The organism is Nocardia miyunensis NBRC 108239 (genome assembly GCF_001613065.1).
Lineage (GTDB): Bacteria > Actinomycetota > Actinomycetes > Mycobacteriales > Mycobacteriaceae > Nocardia > Nocardia miyunensis.
In genome coordinates, this window is the sequence record NZ_BDBQ01000087.1 from 19,619 (window position 1) to 36,211 (window position 16,593).

Sequence of the window (16,593 nt, forward strand, 5' to 3'; positions counted from 1 at the left end):
GAGATATCGAATCGAACGACTTTCGCGATCATTCAGCCGGAACGTATCGTTCGTCTGTGCAGCTACTCGCCAAATTCCGGATCGACGCCTTCATGCTCGGCCTGCTCGCCGCCGTCCTGGTCGGCGCGCTCCTGCCCGCGCGCGGCGAGGCCGCCGACGTCCTGAGCTGGGCCACCAAGGTCGCGATCGGGATCCTGTTCCTGCTGTACGGCGCGCGGTTGAAGCCGCGCGAGGCGCTGGACGGGCTCAAGCACTGGCGACTGCACTCGAGCGTGCTGGCGGTGACCTATCTGGTCTTCCCGCTGATCGGGCTGGCGCTGCGCCTGCTGGTCCCCTCGGTGCTCACCGACGACCTGTACACCGGCGTGCTCTACCTGTGCCTGCTGCCCTCGACCGTGCAGTCCTCGATCGCCTTCACCTCGATTGCGCGGGGCAATGTGGCCGGTGCGGTGGTCAGCGCGTCGCTGTCCAATCTGCTCGGCGTGTTCGTTACGCCGCTGCTGGTCATGCTGCTGATGAACACCACCGGCGGGGCGACGGTGTCGGCGGGATCGATAGTGGCGATCGTGTTGCAGCTGCTGGTGCCCTTCCTGGCCGGGCAGTTGCTGCGGACTCCGCTGCAGGTGCTCATGCGTCACGCCACCGTCACCAAGGTGGTCGATCGCGGTTCGGTCTACTTGGTCGTCTACGCCGCGTTCAGCGACAGCATGGTGGAGCACATCTGGGGAGGCATTTCGGCGCTGTCCCTGGTGACGGTGGTCGCGGTGTGCGTCGTGGTGCTCGCCGCGGTGCTGTCCCTGACCACGCTCGCGAGTCGGCTGCTCGGATTCGATCGCGGCGATCGCATCGTCATGATCTTCTGCGGTTCGAAGAAGAGCCTGGCCAGCGGGCTGCCGATGGCCACGGTCCTGTTCGCCGGGCATGCGGTCGGCCTGATCGTGCTGCCGCTGATGATCTTCCACCAGATCCAGTTGTTCGTCTGCGCCTGGCTGGCCGGACGGTGGGAGCGCAAGGCCGACGCAGCGGAAGCAGCGGCCGCGCGCGAGGAACCGATCGCCACCGAGGCCGCCTGAACAACGCTATCTCGTTGCGTCCATGGGGAATCGGCTCGATGCCGCGCCGCCCGCCGGGATGATCGGCAGCACCACCGAGGACGGATGCGCCGCATCGTGCAGGATGGTCTGGGTCGCGATCTGCGTATCGGCACTGGCCCCGAAGGGCTGACCGGTGTTGGGATTCGGGGCGAACTGCGGATAGTCGCTGCTGGAGATCTCCACGCGAATGCGTGAACCGGCTTTCACCAGGTAGCTGGTCGGCCAGATCCTGATCGTGTACTGGTACGTCTGACCGGGCGCCGCGGGGGTTGGGTCGTCCAGCGAATCGCGGAACGGGGTCCGGATGATCCCGTTGTTCAGGTTGATCGTGGATCCGTCCGGCGCGACCGCGACCAGTTTCGCGGTGAAATCGGTATCCGGCGCGGTGGACGAGGCCCACAGTTTCACCTCGGTCGGCCCGGTCAGCTCGGTGTCGGCGGACATCGGGGCGGTGGTGTAGGTCAGCACGTCGGAGCGCTGTTCGACGACGTACTGGTCATACGGCCCCTGCGGCCCCGAGGACGCGCCGCAGCAGGAGTGCCCGCCGGCGCTGGGCACCGGATTCAGCGGATCGTAATCGTAGGTGTCCGGCGGTTGCGGATCCTTCGGCGGCTCGGCGCTCAGCGCGCCCAGCCGTCCGGACAGGCCGTTGGCGCCGCTGCCGGACAGGTAATAGGTGGTCCAGTGGGTGTTCGGCAGCGGCCACGCGGTCGCTGTCTTCCACTTGTTCGCACCCATCAGGAAGTAGTTCACCGTGGGCTGCCCGGCGACCCTGTTGTCCTGCCCCTTCAAGAAGTGGTCGAACCAGGCCAGCATCAGATCGTTCACCGGACTGTCCCCAGCGGGCCCGGCGGCGGCGAGCAGCGGCGCGGATACGCCGCTGCCCGGACGTCCCCAGCCCACGTGATCCCACGGTCCGATGACCAGCCGCTGATTGCTCCGGGCCCGCGGGGTGCCGCCGTCGTGCACCATCCCGCTGAAATTCTCGGTTCCACCGGCCAGGAACGCGTCGTACCAGCCCTCGAAATCGAGTACCGGAACCCGCACGTTCGGATAGCGGTCGCGAATGCTCCACTGCTTCCAGTAGTTGTCGCGCGCGGAATGCCGGATCCAGTCGAAGAACCACGGCGCGACCGCCGGATCGCCCGGGTGCATCGGCGGGAATTGTTGATACGGCCGGTATCCCATCCAGCGGGTGTACTGCGCAGCATCGGCCGCCAGCTGCTTCGCGGTGGCGGTGTCGCCGCGATTGATCGCGGCGGTCTCCGCGATCGTCCCCGTGGCCCAGGGCTCGACGAAGGCGAGCCGGAATTCCCCGCCCTGGTAGGTCCAGCCGTCGTAATAGTCCGAGGCGGTGTTCGAGGGCACGATGGTGACCAGGTGCGGTGGCGCGGTGACCGCCGAAAGCCATTGTGTGGCACCCACATACGACGATCCGTACATGCCGACCTTGCCGTTGGAGCCGGGCAGCCGCGCGGCCCACTCGACCGAGTCGTATCCGTCGTCGCGATCGTTGGCGAATTCGGTGAACGTGCCGCCAGAGGCCCCCTGCCCCCGAATATCCTGCACGACAACGAGATAGCAGTGCGAGGCGAACCAATCCGGGGTCTGGTACCGATACGGCTTCACCTGTGCTCCGGATTTGCCGTACTGGGTGCGCATCAGGATCACCGGCACCGGATCGGTGGTCTCGGGGCGGTACACATCGGCCTTCAACACGACCCCGTCGCGCATGGTCGCGGGTACGTTCTCCTGCTTGCCGACCGCGCATTTCCCGCGCCCCCGCGACGGCGGCCAGGCGCCGGACGCGGACTGCCCGCCGGAGGGGCCGCTCGTCGATCCGCCGCATCCGCTCAGGACCAGTATCGTGGCGGCCAGCATCGCGCCACCACGCAGAATTCGATTGCGCCGCGCCCGATTCCACGACATCCACCGACGTTAGCACCGGGCGGCGGCGGTCATGATCGGGTTCGGCCGACCGGTCACACCACTGCCGCGAGCAGACTCGCCAGATCCCCCCGCTCGCCCACCTCGATCGTGTCCAACTCCAGCCAGTCGGCGAGTTCGCGCAGCGACCGCGCCAGTTCGGCCGCGACGTACGGCGCGTCGCGATCCGGCTCGGCGAAGACACCGGGCACCAGCAGCCGCCCGGAGGACCGCTCGGCGCGCAGATCCACCCGCGCCACGAGCTCACCGTCCAGCAGGAACGCGAACACGTAATAGCCGTGCACGCGTTTGTGTTCGGGGGTGTAGATCTCGATCCGGTAGTGGAAGTCGAAGATCCGCTCGGTGCGCGGGCGGAAGAAGATCAGCGGATCGAACGGGCACAGCAGCGCGGCCCCGGTGACGCGCCGCGGGATGCGCGCACCGGCACGCAGATACGCCGGGCGATCCCAGCCGTCCACCCGAACCTGTTCCAGCTCACCGGAATCCATCAGATCCGCGATGGCGGGCTCGGTCTGGCTGCGGTGCAGGCGGTAGTAGTCGCGCAGGTCGGGTTCGGTACCGATACCCAGGGCCGTGGCCGATCTGCGGACGAGTTCGCGTACCGCGTCGGACTCATCGATTTCGCGGGAATGCACCTGCGGCGGCAGAACTCGCTCGGTGAGGTCGTAGTGGCGCTGGAATCCGACGCGCCTGCCCACCGACAACTCGCCGGTGGCGAACAACTGCTCGCACACCACCTTGGTGTCGCTGTAGTTCCAGCCCCAGTGGTCCTTGCTGCGCGGCCGGTCCAGCTCGAGATGCTTCTCCACCTCCCCCGCCGTGCACGCGCCGAACTCGCGCACCACCTCGAGCACGTCCTTGGGCAGTGACGGATTGCGTTCGAGCACCTGACGCGCACCACCCCACCGGCCATTGCGGTACCGGGTCATGCGCCAGCGCAGCAGCGGCCAATCCTCGACCGGCATCATCGCGGCCTCGTGTGCCCAGTACTCCACCAGCCGACGGGGACGTCGCGCGGAATCGCTCCAGGCGGCCTCGTCCAGCAGCGCGCGATCGTACGGGCCGATGCGGCTGAACACCGGCGCGTAGTGCGCCCGCACCACCGCCGACACCGAATCCAGTTGCAGCACCTGCGTTCTCTCCAGGACGCGCAGCACGGTCCGGCGATCGGGCGAGGCGGGGCGCGGCGCGGCGAAGCCCTGGGCGGCCAGGGCGGTCCGGCGAGCCGCGACGGCGGTCATGGTACGCACCACCGCACCATGCCACGTGGTACCGACAGATTTCGCCGGGACCGGTCACCACCTGCTCGAATCCTTTCGAGCCGCACCCCGGAACCGGCTACCCGCAACCACCGGTCTGCTAGGTTGGGAACAGTTCGATACATCCGTGTATCCGATGCGCGGCGACCCGGCCGCGCGCCCCCGACCCGGAGGAGTTCCCGTGGCATCGTCACCGCAGCCGGACGCCATCGTCATCGGGGCCGGTCTAGCCGGACTCGTGGCCACCTACGAACTCACCCGCGCCGGACGCCGGGTGCTGGTACTGGACCAGGAGAACCGCAACAACCTGGGCGCACAGGCGTTCTGGTCGCTGGGCGGCCTGTTCCTGGTCGACAGCCCCGAGCAACGCCGCCTCGGCATCAAGGACTCGCTCGAACTGGCCTGGCAGGACTGGCAGGGCTCGGCCGGATTCGACCGCGAGGACGAGGATCTGTGGGGCCGCCGCTGGGCCCGCGCCTACGTCGAGTTCGCCGCCACCGAGAAGCGGCAGTACCTGCACGATCTGGGCCTGCGGCTCACTCCCCTGGTGGGCTGGGCCGAACGCGGCGGTTCCACCGCCGACGGGCACGGCAACTCGGTGCCACGTTTCCATCTCACCTGGGGCACCGGTCCGGAGGTCGTGCGGGTATTCCTGGAACCGGTCCTGGCCGCCGAACGACTCGGCCTGGTCGAATTCGCCTTCCGGCACCGGGTGGACGAGCTGATCGTCGAGGACGGCGCGGTGGTCGGCGCGCGCGGCGCGGTCCTGGAACCCACCGATCTCGACCGCGGCAAGGCTTCCTCACGAAATACGGTGGGCGAGTTCGAATTCCGCGCACCCGCCGTGCTCGTCTCCTCCGGCGGCATCGGTCACAATCACGATCTGATCCGCCGCAACTGGCCCACCGAACGACTCGGCCCCTGTCCGGAGACGATGATTCCCGGCGTGCCCGCCCACGTCGACGGGCGCATGCTGGGCATCACCGAACAGGCCGGCGGCCGGATCGTGAACCGCGACCGCATGTGGCATTACACCGAGGGCCTGCACAACTGGGATCCGATCTGGCCCGACCACGCCATCCGGATCATCCCCGGACCGTCCTCGATGTGGTTCGACGCCAACGGAAAACGCCTGCCGGCACCGTCGTTCCCCGGCTTCGACACCAACGCCTCGATGCGCGACATCCTGGCCACCGGATACGACTACTCGTGGTTCGTGCTGAACCAGTCGATCGTGGAGAAGGAGTTCATGCTCTCGGGTTCGGAGCAGAATCCGGACATCACCGGCAAGGACCGCAGACTGCTGTTCGAGAGCCGTATCCGCAAGGGCGCGACCCCGCCGGTGGACGCGTTCCTGCGGCACGGGGTCGATTTCGTCGTCGCCGATACCCTGCCCGAACTGGTCGCGGGCATGAACAAGCTCGCCCGCGGCCCGCAGCTCGACCTCGCCGACCTCGAACGCCAGATCGTCGCGCGGGACCGGGAGGTGGCGAACAAGTACAGCAAGGACGCCCAGATCATGGCCATCGCCAACGCCCGCCGGGCCCTCGGGGACAAGCTCGCCCGCGTCGCGTCACCGCATCGCATCCTGGATCCCGCACACGGCCCGCTGATCGGCGTCCGGCTCAACATCCTGACCCGAAAAACCCTGGGCGGCATCCAGACCGATCTGGACTCCCAGGTGATCGGTTCGGACGGAACACCTTTCGCGGGCCTGTACGCCGCGGGCGAGGTCGCCGGATTCGGCGGCGGCGGCGTCCACGGCTACAACGCCCTGGAAGGCACCTTCCTCGGCGGCTGCATCTTCTCCGGCCGTTCGGCCGGACGCGCGATCGCCCGCCTGCCGCGCTGAGTCTGCGCACAGGCCGACGGCGCGACCGTCCCGGCCGCGGGTCCGGACTCTGCCGACGAGCTCGGCTACCCGCGGCAACCGCGTGGCCCCGGCGATACGAGCGGAGGCGACGCGGCGGTCAGAGCACGTCGTGCCTGGCCAGAGCGTCGAGCAAACCGGTCCGGCGATCGGCGGTGGGAGCCGGATCCACCCATTCGTAGGCGCAGCCGACCTCGATCGCGGCACCGTCGTTCTCGCGGCTGTCGCCGACCATCAGCGTCGCCTCGGGAGGCAGGCCGAGGCGGTCGAGCGTCCATTCGAAGATCGGCCGATCCGGCTTGACCGCGCCGAGTTCGAACGACAGCGCGTAGACCTCGACGTACCGGTCCCAGTCGTGCGCGAGGAAGGCCGGTCGGATGTCGAACGGGATGTTGCTGACCACCGCGACGCGGATTCCGTTGGCCGACAACGCCTCCAGCACCTTGCCGGTGTCGGGATAGGGCGTCCACAGCAACGGATCGACCATGCGCGCGTACAGCCGCTGAGCGGGATCGCCCTCGACGCCGCTCTGCCGCAACACTTCCCGATACACCTCGCGATGCCGGGCCGGTTCCAGATCCCGCTGCTCCCAGGCATGCTGGTGATGGGCGTCGAATTGCACCGCCTGATGAACCGGAGTGGTCATCCGGTCCAGGATCTCGGCCGATTCCGCCTCGTCGAAGGGACATCCGTCGGCCGTCACCAGATCGGGAGCCCAGCTCTCGTCGGCCTCGAGCCGGAACAACGTCCCCGAGAAATCGAACAGCACCGCGCGAATGGTCACGCCGCACAGCGTACCGAAGTCATCCCATGACCCAGATCACCTATCAGCTTGTCTGAGGACTTGTTACCGTGGACACATGGTCGACTCCCCTATCCTGCAGGTCACCGCCGTCGATTTCGTGCGCAACGGCAACGCGATCCTGTCCGATATCTCGCTCACGGTGCGCGCGGGCGAGCACTGGGCGCTGCTGGGCCCCAACGGCGCGGGCAAGACCACCCTGCTGAAGATGGCCGGGGCATTCGAACATCCCACCCGCGGCACGGTCGAGGTGCTCGGCAAGCGGCTGGGCCGGGTGGACATGCGCGAGTTGCGCACATCCATCGGACACGTGGATCCCCGGCACACCCTGCCGTATCCGCTGCGGGTGCATGAGGTCGTGCTGACGGGCCTGACCAATACCGCCGATCTGCAACAGCGCTGGACGCCGACCGCCGAGCAGATCGCCGAGGCGGACCGGCTGGTCGAGTTGCTCGGCCTCGCCCATCGCCGGGACGCCCGCTGGCCCACCCTGTCCCAGGGCGAACGCGGTCGTGCGCTGATCGCCCGCGCCCTCATGGCCGATCCCAGCCTGCTGCTGCTGGACGAGCCCGCCACGGGACTCGACGTGGCCGGACGCGAACAGCTCATCGACCGGATCGACCGCCTGCAGGCCGCGCATCCGGACCTGGCCTCGATCCTGGTCACCCACCACCTCGAGGAACTGCCGCCCGGCATCACGCACGCCATGCTGCTGCGCGACGGCCGCCGGATCGCCGCCGGACCCGTCGACGACGTGCTGACCAGCGAGAACATCAGCGCCTGCTTCGACCATCCGATCCGGCTGACCCGGACCGACGGCCGCTGGCAGGTCCGCAGCGACCGGACCGTCCCGGCCTAGCGGTCGGCCTCGCCGTCGATGGGAATGTTGGCGACGACGGGGAACTCCCCGGTGTACCCCGTACGCTGCCGCGCGATGACCAGCACCCGCTTGCGGGCGACGAACCAGCCGATGATCAGCGCCGGAACGATCACCACGAAACTGGCGACTGTCCACGTGCCGACCGGATAGTCGAATGCCGTCAGCACCAGCACGGCCGCCAGGAACACCAGCGTGAGAATCCCGGTGTAGGGCGCGCCGAACATCCGGAAGCTCGGGCGTTCCACCCGCCCGGCCCGCGCCCACCGCCACATCTGCAACTGACACAGCACGATCGTCGCCCAGCACGCGAGAATGCCCAGCGAGGCCACGTTCAGCACGATCTCGAACGCCTGCGAGGGCACCAGATAGTTGAGCCAGATGCCGAACAGCGCCACCACGGCCGTGAGCATGATGCCGCCGTACGGCACGCCCCTGCGGTTCATCCGGCCGGTGAACTTCGGCGCGCTGCCGTTCATCGACATCGAGCGCAGGATGCGCCCGGTGGAGTACAGCCCGGCGTTCAGACTGGAGAACGCCGCGGTGAGCACGACGAAGTTCATCACCGAACCGGCATGCGGCACACCGAGTTTGGAGAAGAAGGTGACGAACGGGCTCTCCCCCGCCGAATAGGCGGTGTAGGGCAGCAGCAGTGCCAGCAGCACCAGTGAGCCGATGTAGAACAGAGCGATCCGGATCAGCACCGAGTTGATCGCGCGCGGCATGATCTTCTCGGGGTTTTCCGTCTCGCCCGCGGCGGTGCCGACCAATTCCACTGCGGCATAGGCGAATACGACACCGGAGGTGACGGTGACCAGGGGTAGTATCCCGGTCGGGAACAGGCCGCCGGTGTGATTGATCACCCCGAGACCGGTGCTGTACCCCTGAACCGTGAAACGCCCGCCCAGGAACACCACGCCGACGCCGAGGAACCCGGCCAGCGCGACGACCTTCACCAGCGCGGCCCAGAATTCCAGCTCACCGAACCATTTCACCGAGATCAGGTTGATGCTCAGCACGATGACCAGCGCGATCAACGCCAGGAGCCACTGGGCGACGGGTTTGAACGCGCCCCAGTAGTGCAGATATGTCGCGATGGCGGTGGTGTCCACGATTCCGGTCATCGACCAGTTCAGGAAGTACATCCATCCCGCGACGAAGGCGGCCTTCTCACCGAAGAACTCGCGGGCGTAGGAGACGAACGACCCGGAGGACGGCCGGTGCAACACCAGCTCGCCCAGCGCTCGCAGAATGAAGAAGACGAAGATGCCGCATACGCCGTAGACCAGGAACAACCCCGGTCCGGCGCTGGCGAGACGACCACCGGCACCCAGGAACAACCCGGTGCCGATCGCCCCGCCGATGGCGATCATCTGCAACTGACGCGGTTTGAGGCTCTTGTGATAGCCGCTGTCCTCCGCGCCGAGGAAATCCTTTTCCCGTACCTGGGTCATATGACAGTTCGATCCTTAGCGTTCGATGGTCGAGGGCAGAGGTTACCCGGCCGATAGCCAGGTGGCGGATATCGGCCTCTACCGAAACAGCTTCCACCGAATGATACTGGTAACGATGGTAGATTGCGTCGGTACAAAAGTAGCCGAGCGGCAACGCAATTGGCTTCCCGCCGCTGGCAGGAGCCTCCTGCCCGATCCCGATACAGTCCGATCATGACGCATACCCGACACCTCACCGGCACAGCCGCGGCCACCCTGCTGCTCATCGCGGGTGTGCTGACAGGTTGCTCGGACCAATCCAGCGGCGCGAGCGGACCCTGTGCCGATACGCAGAACGGCACCCATATCGCCGCCGCCGCGCCGACCGCCTCCGGGGATATCGCCAACAACCCGGAGGTCGGGACCGGATACCGCACCGATATGACGCCGGTGCGCACCCGCACCTACGCCGTCTCGGCCGCGAATCCCCTTGCCACACAGGCGGCTTGCCGGGTGCTCGCCTCCGGTGGGACCGCCGCGGACGCGCTGGTGGCGGTGCAGACGGTGCTCGGCCTGGTGGAACCGCAGGCCACCGGCATCGGCGGCGGCGCGTTCCTGCTCTACTACGACGCCGCGACCAGGACCATCGACGCCTACGACGGCCGCGAGACCGCCCCCGCCACCGCGACGGAGAACTATCTGCGCTGGGTCAGCGACACCGATCGCACCACGCCACAGCCGAATACCCGCGCCAGCGGCCGATCCATCGGCGTGCCCGGCGTGCTGCGACTGCTCGAGCGAGCGCACGCCGACCACGGCAAGCAGCCCTGGCACGACCTGTTCACCCCGGCGATCGATCTGGCCGACCGCGGTTTCGCGATCAGTCCGCGGATGGCCGCCGAAATCGCCGCCTCCGCTTCGGATCTCGCCCGGGACGACAACGCCAAGGCATATTTCCTGCGGCCCGACGGCTCGCCGAAACCCGCCGGCACCACCATCACCAATCCGGCGATGGCCAAGACGCTGGGCACGATCGCCGACGACGGTGCGAACGCCTTCTACACCGGCCCGATCGCCCGGGACATCGTCGCGGCCGCCGCGACCACCTCGGGCGGGCGCACTCCCGGACAGCTGACCCTCGCGGATCTGAGCGACTACCAGGCGAAGAAACGCACCGCGATCTGCACGAACTACCGCACGCACGAGTTGTGCGGTATGCCCGGCCCTTCCTCCGGTGGCATCACCGTGGCCGCCGCCCTCGGCATCCTGCAGAACTTCGACATGGCTTCCCTCGCGCCACAGCACCTCGATCGCAACGGCGGAATTCCCACCGCCCGCGCGGTACACCTGATCTCCGAGGCCGAACGGCTCGCGTACGCCGACCGCGACAAATACGTCGCCGATCCCGACTTCGTCCCGCTCCCGGGAAACTCACCGGACACGTTGCTGAACGAGAACTACCTCAAACAGCGTGCGGCACTGATCGATCCGGCGCACAGCATGGGCACCGCGCAGCCCGGTGACTTCGGGCCGATTCCGGTGGCGGCCGGGCCGCAGCAGCCCGAGCACGGTACGAGCCACATCTCCGTGGTGGACCGGTACGGCAATGCCGCGACCATGACCACCACGGTCGAATCGGCGTTCGGCTCGTTCCACATCGTCGACGGTTTCGTACTCAACAATCAGCTCACCGATTTCAGCGCGAGTCCCACCGCCGCCGACGGCACCCCGGTCGCCAATCGGGTCCAACCCGGTAAGCGCCCGCGCAGCTCGATGAGCCCCACCCTGGTCTTCGACCGTGCTCCCGACGGATCCCGCGGCCAGCTCAGCTATGTCACCGGCTCGCCGGGCGGTGGGATGATTCCGCAGTTCGTCGTGAAAACCCTTGTTGGACTGCTCGATTGGGGTCTGGACCCGCAGCAGGCGGTATCCCTGGCCGATTTCGGGGCCGCCAACACGCCGGTGACCGGTATCGGCGGTGAGGATCCGGATATCGACGCCACGTCCAACGGCGATCACAACCCACTCGTGCAGCAGCTACGTGCGATGGGCCATCAGGTCTCGGTGGTCCAGCAGTCCAGCGGACTCAGCGCCCTGAAACGCATACCGGGCGGCTGGATCGGGGGCGCCGATCCGCGACGCGAGGGCGCGGTCGAGGGAGATGCCAACTGATCGGCCGCCAGCCTCCCCGGACCCTGGCCTGGAAATCAGCGTCCTCGGGATGGCGATAACGCATCGGGCAACACCCGCGCGGCCCGCCACCCGATGAGGCAGCGACCCGAGCGACGTCGCACTGGCCCATCCCAGCGGTTCCGCGACAGCTCGGCCCGGCCGAGCCGATGGCACCCGCCGCATCTGGGATCGGGAGTACCCGCAGGGGTTCCACATCGGCGTGAACGGTGGACGTTCGCGCTCACTCCCCCTGTTCGGCAGTGTATTTCGCGCCCAGCTCGCGGAAGCGGTCCATCGCCTGCGCGGCGTAGTCCTTGTCGTTGACCCGAATGGCCAGCATCGGCACGTACTCGTCGCCTGCCAATTCGAGCCTGGCCCAGGCCTTCTTGTCCGGAATCGACACCCCGCGAATGTCCTGCCAGTCGAACTCGTTGTCCCCCAGGATGTTACGCACGACCACGCCGCGCGCACCGACCCGCACGCGCGGCCGGGTCAGCAGGAGCACCGCCGCGGCCAGCAGCAGGCCGAACACGATGACCGCCACCTGATCCGCGCCGCGGAAATTCACCCCGGTATGACTGTGGTTCGACAGCACCCCGGCCAGGATGAACACGATCGCGATCACCGCGGCGACGATGCGGGAGGTCCGCACCGCACGACGCGGGCGCACCTCCAGATCCCAACCGGCATCGGCGGTTTCGCGCGCCGCCTGCGGTGTGCGCTTCCAGATTCGGACGACCGGCGTCATCGGATCAGACGGCCTGCCGCAGCGCGCGCAACGTCAGCGCCGCATCCAGAGCGGCCGCGGCGGCCTGCTCACCCTTGTTCTCCGCCGAATCGGGCAGTCCGGCCCGGTCCAGGGCCTGCGCCTCGGTGTTCACCGTCAGCACGCCATTGGTGACCGGGGTGCTCTCGTCCAGCGAGACGCGGGTGAGCCCGGCGGTCACCGAATCGCAGACGTACTCGAAATGCGGTGTCTCGCCGCGGATCACGACGCCCAGCGCGATCACCGCGTCGTGCGTGCGGGCCAGCGCCTGTGCGACGACCGGAAGTTCCATCGCCCCGGCGCAGCGCACCACGGTCAGCTGATCCACGCCCGCCGCTCGCGCCACCTGCTCGGCATTGGCGAGCAGGGTGTCGCAGATCGTGGTGTGCCACCGCGACGCGACGACGCCGACCTTCAGGTCCTTGGCATCGTCGAGATCGAAGGCCGGTACTCCGGTACCGCTCACGACTCCGCCTCGCCGACGCTCGGCTCCATCGTGCGCGGTGCGCGCTGTGCACATGATTCGCTGCGCTGCGCTACGCTCATCGGCTTCCTTCCTCTAACCTACAGCCGCACAACGCGGCCCGATGGTCCTACTGCGCGGTCTCGCCCAGGTCCAGGTCGTCGAGCCCGACCAGGTCGTGGCCCATGCGGTCGCGTTTGGTGCGCAGGTACCGCAGGTTCTCGGCGTTGGCGCGCACCGGCATAGGCACCCGTTCGGTGATGCTCAACCCGTAGCCGTCCAGGCCGACGCGCTTGGCCGGATTGTTGGTCAGCAGGCGCATCGAGGTGATGCCGAGATCGACGAGAATCTGTGCGCCGGTGCCGTAGTCGCGGGCGTCGGCGGGCAGGCCCAGTTCGATGTTCGCATCGACGGTGTCATGGCCGTTGTCCTGCAACTGATATGCCTGCAGCTTGTGCATCAGGCCGATGCCGCGGCCCTCGTGCCCGCGCATGTAGAGCACCACGCCGCGGCCCTCGGCGGCGACCATCTCCATCGCCGCGTGCAGCTGTGGACCGCAGTCACACCGCAGCGAACCGAACACGTCGCCGGTGAGGCATTCCGAATGCACGCGCACCAGCACGTCCTCGCCACCGTCCACCGCGACGTCGCCGAGCACCAGCGCGACGTGCTCGACCTCGTCGTAGATGCTCTTGTAGCCGACGGCCTTGAAACTGCCGTAGCGGGTGGGGATTCGCGCCTCGGCGATCCGCTCCACCTGCTTCTCGTGCTTGCGCCGCCAGGCGATCATGTCGGCGATGGAGATCAGTGCCAGCTCGTGTTCGTCGGCGAAGACCCGCAACTCCTCGGTGCGGGCCATATCGCCCTCGTTCTTCTGGCTGACGATCTCGCAGATGACACCAGCCGCGGACAGTCCCGCCAGACGGGCCAGATCCACCGCGGCCTCGGTGTGCCCGGGACGGCGCAGGACTCCACCCTCCTTGGCGCGCAACGGAACCACGTGCCCGGGGCGGTTGAACTGATCGGCCGTGGCCGACGGGTCGGCGAGCAGGCGCATGGTCCGTGCGCGGTCCGCGCCGGAGATGCCCGTGGTGACGCCCTCGCGCGCGTCCACCGACACGGTGTAGGCGGTGCCGTGCTTGTCCTGGTTGATCGAGTACATCGGCGGCAGACCCAGCCGGTCGCAGTCGGTGCCGGTCAGCGGCACACAGATGTAACCGGAGGTGTAGCGGATCATGAAGGCCACCAGTTCGGGGGTGGCCTTTTCCGCGGCGAAGATGAGGTCGCCCTCGTTCTCCCTGCCCTCGTCGTCGACGACGACGACCGCCTTACCCGCGGCGATATCGGCGACTGCGCGCTCGATGGTGTCGAACCTGGTCACGTCTGCTGTGCTCCGTCTCGATATGGATGCCAATTACAGTACGGCGTCGCCCGGCTGGGTTGTTCGCCACCCGAACTATCCGCGCTGCATGAGGCGCTCCACATACTTCGCGATGATGTCCACCTCGAGGTTGACCGTCGTTCCTACCGGGGCGGACCCCAGCGTGGTGAGCTCACGGGTCGTCGGGATGAGCGAGACCTCCAGCCAGTCGAGGTGACCAGGTTCACCCTCGGTATCGGTGCCGATGCCCGAGACCGTCAGCGAGATGCCGTCGATGGTGATCGAGCCCTTCTCCACGATGTAGCGGGCCAGCGCGTCGGGCACCGAGACTCGCACGACCTCCCAGTTCTCCTGCGGGCTCCGGGAGACGATGGTGCCGGTGCCATCCACGTGGCCCTGCACGATGTGCCCGCCGAGACGGCTGTCGACCGCGGCGGCGCGCTCGAGGTTCACCTTCGCGCCGAGGTCGAGTTTGCCGATGCCGGAGCGGTTGAGTGTCTCGCCCATCACGTCGGTGGTGAAGCTGTCCCCGTCGACGATGTCGACCACGGTCAGGCAGACGCCGTTCACGGCGATGGAGTCGCCGTGCCGGGCATCGGAGGTCACGAGCTTGCCTCGGATGGTCAGTCGCGCCGCGTCGGCCAGCGGCTCGGCCGCCACGATTTCGCCGAGTTCCTCGACGATGCCTGTGAACATGCCCGCTCTCCTTCTCACCCGGTGCTCGCCTCCACCAACGGTCCGGACCGTCGGCGATATTCCCTGCCGGGCCGGTGTGTTCTCAGCCTAACGAGGCCGGTTCGGCCGCGACACTCGCCGTCCCGCCCGACGGACTCCGGACCGCGACTCCGGCGAATCGGACATAAGCCGACGCCGCGCCCGGATGAATCCGTACGCTCCGGTTATTGCTGCGGAATAAATGGCCGAATCGGGAAATAGTTGCACGATTCAGGCGCTGATCGAGATGATCGTCGGCAATACGAATGCTTTCTCGTATCACCGGATCGATATAACCGTTCGGATAACAACTCGACCTTGCTGGTTACCCAATTCGCAACGCGCTGACACCTCGCGCTTGCGTTTCGAATCAATCGGAAGCAACATTGTTATGCAGTTGATTCCCATGATTCGTGCCACGTTCCGGCCGAAGGAAGGTTGAGGCCCGCAAGGGCTGGATCAAGGTTGAACGACTACACAGACGGGGGTGCGGTGTGACCATGATTCTCGATTCGACACTCGAAATTCGCTGTGTGCAGTACCGCTGTGAATCTCATCTGCCGGCATCGGTCGATCCGGCGTCGCATCACATCCTGCTCGAGGTCGGCTCGCGCTACGGCGCCATCACCATGCCCGCGGACCTCGGCGAACGCGTTCAGCGGCGACTCGACCGGGCCGGCGTCGCCGGACCCGTCGTCGACCACCCCCGCGCCCGCCGGTGGACGTTCATCACCGGTCCGGGCAGCCCGAGCACCTCGGTCTCGGCCGAATTGTTCCGGCTCTACGCGACCGTGGCCTGCGCGGGCAGTCCGGTGGTGCTGCCCTCGGCGGACGACGAGCGCACCGGATATCGCGTCTGGGTACAGCCCCCGGGCGAGGCCGATGCGGTGCCGCCGCTGGAGACGGTGATCGAGGCCGCCCGCGCCGAGTCCGGCGGATCGCCTCGACCCCGGTCCAGGTGGTAGCGATCCACCCGCGAAACTAGTTCCCGGCTTGGATGGCCTTGCGGCGCAAGGCTTCTACGGTCGCCGCGCGATCCGGGGTGCCGTACACCGCGGATCCGGCGACGAAACAATCCACGCCCGCCTCGGCGGACTGCTCGATGGTGTCCATATTGATGCCGCCGTCGATCTCCACCACCAGACGGAGCTCGCCGGAGTCCACCAGACGACGCACGGCGCGGGCCTTGTCCAGCACGTGCGCGATGAACGACTGGCCGCCGAAACCGGGTTCGACGCTCATCACCAGCAGAGTGTCGAAATTGCGCAGAATCTCCAGATACGGCTCGATCGGGGTGTTCGGCTTCACCGCCAGCCCGGCCTTACCGCCCGCCGCGTGAATATCGCGGGCCACCGCGACCGGGTCGTCGGTCGCCTCGGCGTGGAAGGTGACGTTGTACGCTCCCGCCTCCGCGTACGGCGGAGCCCACCGGCCCGGATCGGTGATCATCAGGTGGCAGTCCAGCGGAATGTCCGTCGCCTTCAGCAGGCTCTGCACCACGGGCAGGCCGATGGTCAGATTCGGCACGAAATGGTTGTCCATCACATCGACGTGCACCCAGTCCGCCCCCGCGATCTCCGCGGTGTCCCTGGCGAGATTGGCGAAATCGGCCGACAGGATCGAGGGCGCGATCATCGGGGCCGGGCGGTGGAAGTTCGTCATGGTGCGGGTGGCGGTCTCGGTGCTGGAGGTATCGGAGGCGGGCACAGCGCGAAGTGTAGCGGCCCGCGGTAACGTCCCCAGCCCGGCCGCCGCGGCCGCACAACGGTTTGCCTCGGCAACACGTTTGCGTCGTCGTCGAGTGCCGCAATTCGG

The 16,593-nt window shown here is 67.5% G+C and carries 14 protein-coding genes; 5 read left to right on the forward strand and 9 right to left on the reverse strand.

The features are described 5' to 3' along the window. Positions 1 to 56: 56 nt before the first annotated feature. Positions 57 to 1,073, forward strand: a complete 1,017-nt coding sequence (locus NM2_RS34735) for a bile acid:sodium symporter family protein (RefSeq protein WP_067677928.1) — start codon at positions 57 to 59, stop codon at positions 1,071 to 1,073. Positions 1,074 to 1,079: 6 nt separating this feature from the next. Here the strand turns inward: NM2_RS34735 and NM2_RS34740 are convergent, their stop codons facing one another. After that, the gene (locus NM2_RS34740) at positions 1,080 to 2,975 is read right to left on the reverse strand and encodes a CocE/NonD family hydrolase (RefSeq protein ID WP_067677931.1); all 1,896 of its coding nucleotides are present in this window, start codon (positions 2,973 to 2,975) and stop codon (positions 1,080 to 1,082) included. 101 nt (positions 2,976 to 3,076) lie between these two features. Continuing rightward, positions 3,077 to 4,291 carry a winged helix-turn-helix domain-containing protein gene (locus NM2_RS34745; RefSeq protein ID WP_067678023.1) on the reverse strand — a complete coding sequence of 405 codons (1,215 nt, stop codon included), beginning with the start codon at positions 4,289 to 4,291 and terminating at the stop codon, positions 3,077 to 3,079. 145 nt (positions 4,292 to 4,436) lie between these two features. On the opposite strand from NM2_RS34745, the gene NM2_RS34750 reads away from it, so the two are divergent. Next, a complete protein-coding gene (locus NM2_RS34750; RefSeq protein WP_084531868.1) occupies positions 4,437 to 6,152 on the forward strand; it encodes an FAD-binding dehydrogenase in 1,716 nt (571 codons plus the stop codon). Between the two features lie 118 nt (positions 6,153 to 6,270). Here the strand turns inward: NM2_RS34750 and NM2_RS34755 are convergent, their stop codons facing one another. Continuing rightward, positions 6,271 to 6,954, reverse strand: a complete 684-nt coding sequence (locus NM2_RS34755) for an HAD family hydrolase (protein WP_067677934.1) — start codon at positions 6,952 to 6,954, stop codon at positions 6,271 to 6,273. A gap of 76 nt (positions 6,955 to 7,030) precedes the next feature. On the opposite strand from NM2_RS34755, the gene NM2_RS34760 reads away from it, so the two are divergent. After that, positions 7,031 to 7,831, forward strand: a complete 801-nt coding sequence (locus NM2_RS34760) for an ABC transporter ATP-binding protein (protein ID WP_067677937.1) — start codon at positions 7,031 to 7,033, stop codon at positions 7,829 to 7,831. Here the strand turns inward: NM2_RS34760 and NM2_RS34765 are convergent. Beyond that, positions 7,828 to 9,303 (reverse strand): amino acid permease, encoded by a 1,476-nt coding sequence (locus tag NM2_RS34765; protein WP_067677940.1) that lies wholly within the window; start codon positions 9,301 to 9,303, stop codon positions 7,828 to 7,830. The genes NM2_RS34760 and NM2_RS34765 overlap by 4 nt on opposite strands. Before the next feature lie 213 nt (positions 9,304 to 9,516). Here NM2_RS34765 and ggt point away from each other — a divergent pair, with 213 nt between their 5' ends. Beyond that, the gene (gene ggt / locus NM2_RS34770; RefSeq protein WP_084531869.1) at positions 9,517 to 11,454 is read left to right on the forward strand and encodes a gamma-glutamyltransferase; all 1,938 of its coding nucleotides are present in this window, start codon (positions 9,517 to 9,519) and stop codon (positions 11,452 to 11,454) included. A gap of 241 nt (positions 11,455 to 11,695) precedes the next feature. On the opposite strand, the gene NM2_RS34775 is transcribed toward ggt, so the two are convergent. The 4 genes from NM2_RS34775 to NM2_RS34790 all read right to left on the reverse strand — a co-directional run bounded on the left by NM2_RS34775 (position 11,696) and on the right by NM2_RS34790 (position 14,760). After that, positions 11,696 to 12,202: a PH domain-containing protein gene (locus tag NM2_RS34775; RefSeq protein WP_067677943.1), complete on the reverse strand. Its 507-nt coding sequence runs from the start codon at positions 12,200 to 12,202 to the stop codon at positions 11,696 to 11,698. Between the two features lie 4 nt (positions 12,203 to 12,206). Then, positions 12,207 to 12,686: a 6,7-dimethyl-8-ribityllumazine synthase gene (gene ribH, locus NM2_RS34780; RefSeq protein ID WP_067677946.1), complete on the reverse strand. Its 480-nt coding sequence runs from the start codon at positions 12,684 to 12,686 to the stop codon at positions 12,207 to 12,209. A 127-nt stretch (positions 12,687 to 12,813) separates the two neighbouring features. Continuing rightward, positions 12,814 to 14,064: a bifunctional 3,4-dihydroxy-2-butanone-4-phosphate synthase/GTP cyclohydrolase II gene (locus tag NM2_RS34785; protein ID WP_067677949.1), complete on the reverse strand. Its 1,251-nt coding sequence runs from the start codon at positions 14,062 to 14,064 to the stop codon at positions 12,814 to 12,816. 75 nt (positions 14,065 to 14,139) lie between these two features. Further along, a complete protein-coding gene (locus tag NM2_RS34790; protein ID WP_067677952.1) occupies positions 14,140 to 14,760 on the reverse strand; it encodes a riboflavin synthase in 621 nt (206 codons plus the stop codon). A 518-nt stretch (positions 14,761 to 15,278) separates the two neighbouring features. On the opposite strand from NM2_RS34790, the gene NM2_RS34795 reads away from it, so the two are divergent. After that, the gene (locus tag NM2_RS34795; protein ID WP_067678031.1) at positions 15,279 to 15,743 is read left to right on the forward strand and encodes a hypothetical protein; all 465 of its coding nucleotides are present in this window, start codon (positions 15,279 to 15,281) and stop codon (positions 15,741 to 15,743) included. 16 nt (positions 15,744 to 15,759) lie between these two features. Here NM2_RS34795 and rpe read toward each other — a convergent pair whose 3' ends face one another. Further along, positions 15,760 to 16,413 (reverse strand): ribulose-phosphate 3-epimerase, encoded by a 654-nt coding sequence (gene rpe, locus NM2_RS34800; RefSeq protein WP_067678033.1) that lies wholly within the window; start codon positions 16,411 to 16,413, stop codon positions 15,760 to 15,762. Between the last annotated feature and the right edge of the window lie 180 nt (positions 16,414 to 16,593).

Excerpts from the sequence above, each read along its gene's own strand:
- NM2_RS34750 (WP_084531868.1), top strand. The coding sequence starts at position 4,437 with ATGCGCGGCGACCCGGCCGCGCGCCCCCGACCCGGAGGAGTTCCCGTG.
- NM2_RS34775 (WP_067677943.1), bottom strand. The coding sequence starts at position 12,202 with ATGACGCCGGTCGTCCGAATCTGGAAGCGCACACCGCAGGCGGCGCGC.
- rpe (WP_067678033.1), bottom strand. The coding sequence starts at position 16,413 with ATGATCGCGCCCTCGATCCTGTCGGCCGATTTCGCCAATCTCGCCAGG.
- ggt (WP_084531869.1), top strand. The coding sequence starts at position 9,517 with ATGACGCATACCCGACACCTCACCGGCACAGCCGCGGCCACCCTGCTG.
- NM2_RS34740 (WP_067677931.1), bottom strand. The coding sequence starts at position 2,975 with ATGCTGGCCGCCACGATACTGGTCCTGAGCGGATGCGGCGGATCGACG.
- NM2_RS34795 (WP_067678031.1), top strand. The coding sequence starts at position 15,279 with ATGATTCTCGATTCGACACTCGAAATTCGCTGTGTGCAGTACCGCTGT.
- NM2_RS34790 (WP_067677952.1), bottom strand. The coding sequence starts at position 14,760 with ATGTTCACAGGCATCGTCGAGGAACTCGGCGAAATCGTGGCGGCCGAG.
- NM2_RS34765 (WP_067677940.1), bottom strand. The coding sequence starts at position 9,303 with ATGACCCAGGTACGGGAAAAGGATTTCCTCGGCGCGGAGGACAGCGGC.
- NM2_RS34760 (WP_067677937.1), top strand. The coding sequence starts at position 7,031 with ATGGTCGACTCCCCTATCCTGCAGGTCACCGCCGTCGATTTCGTGCGC.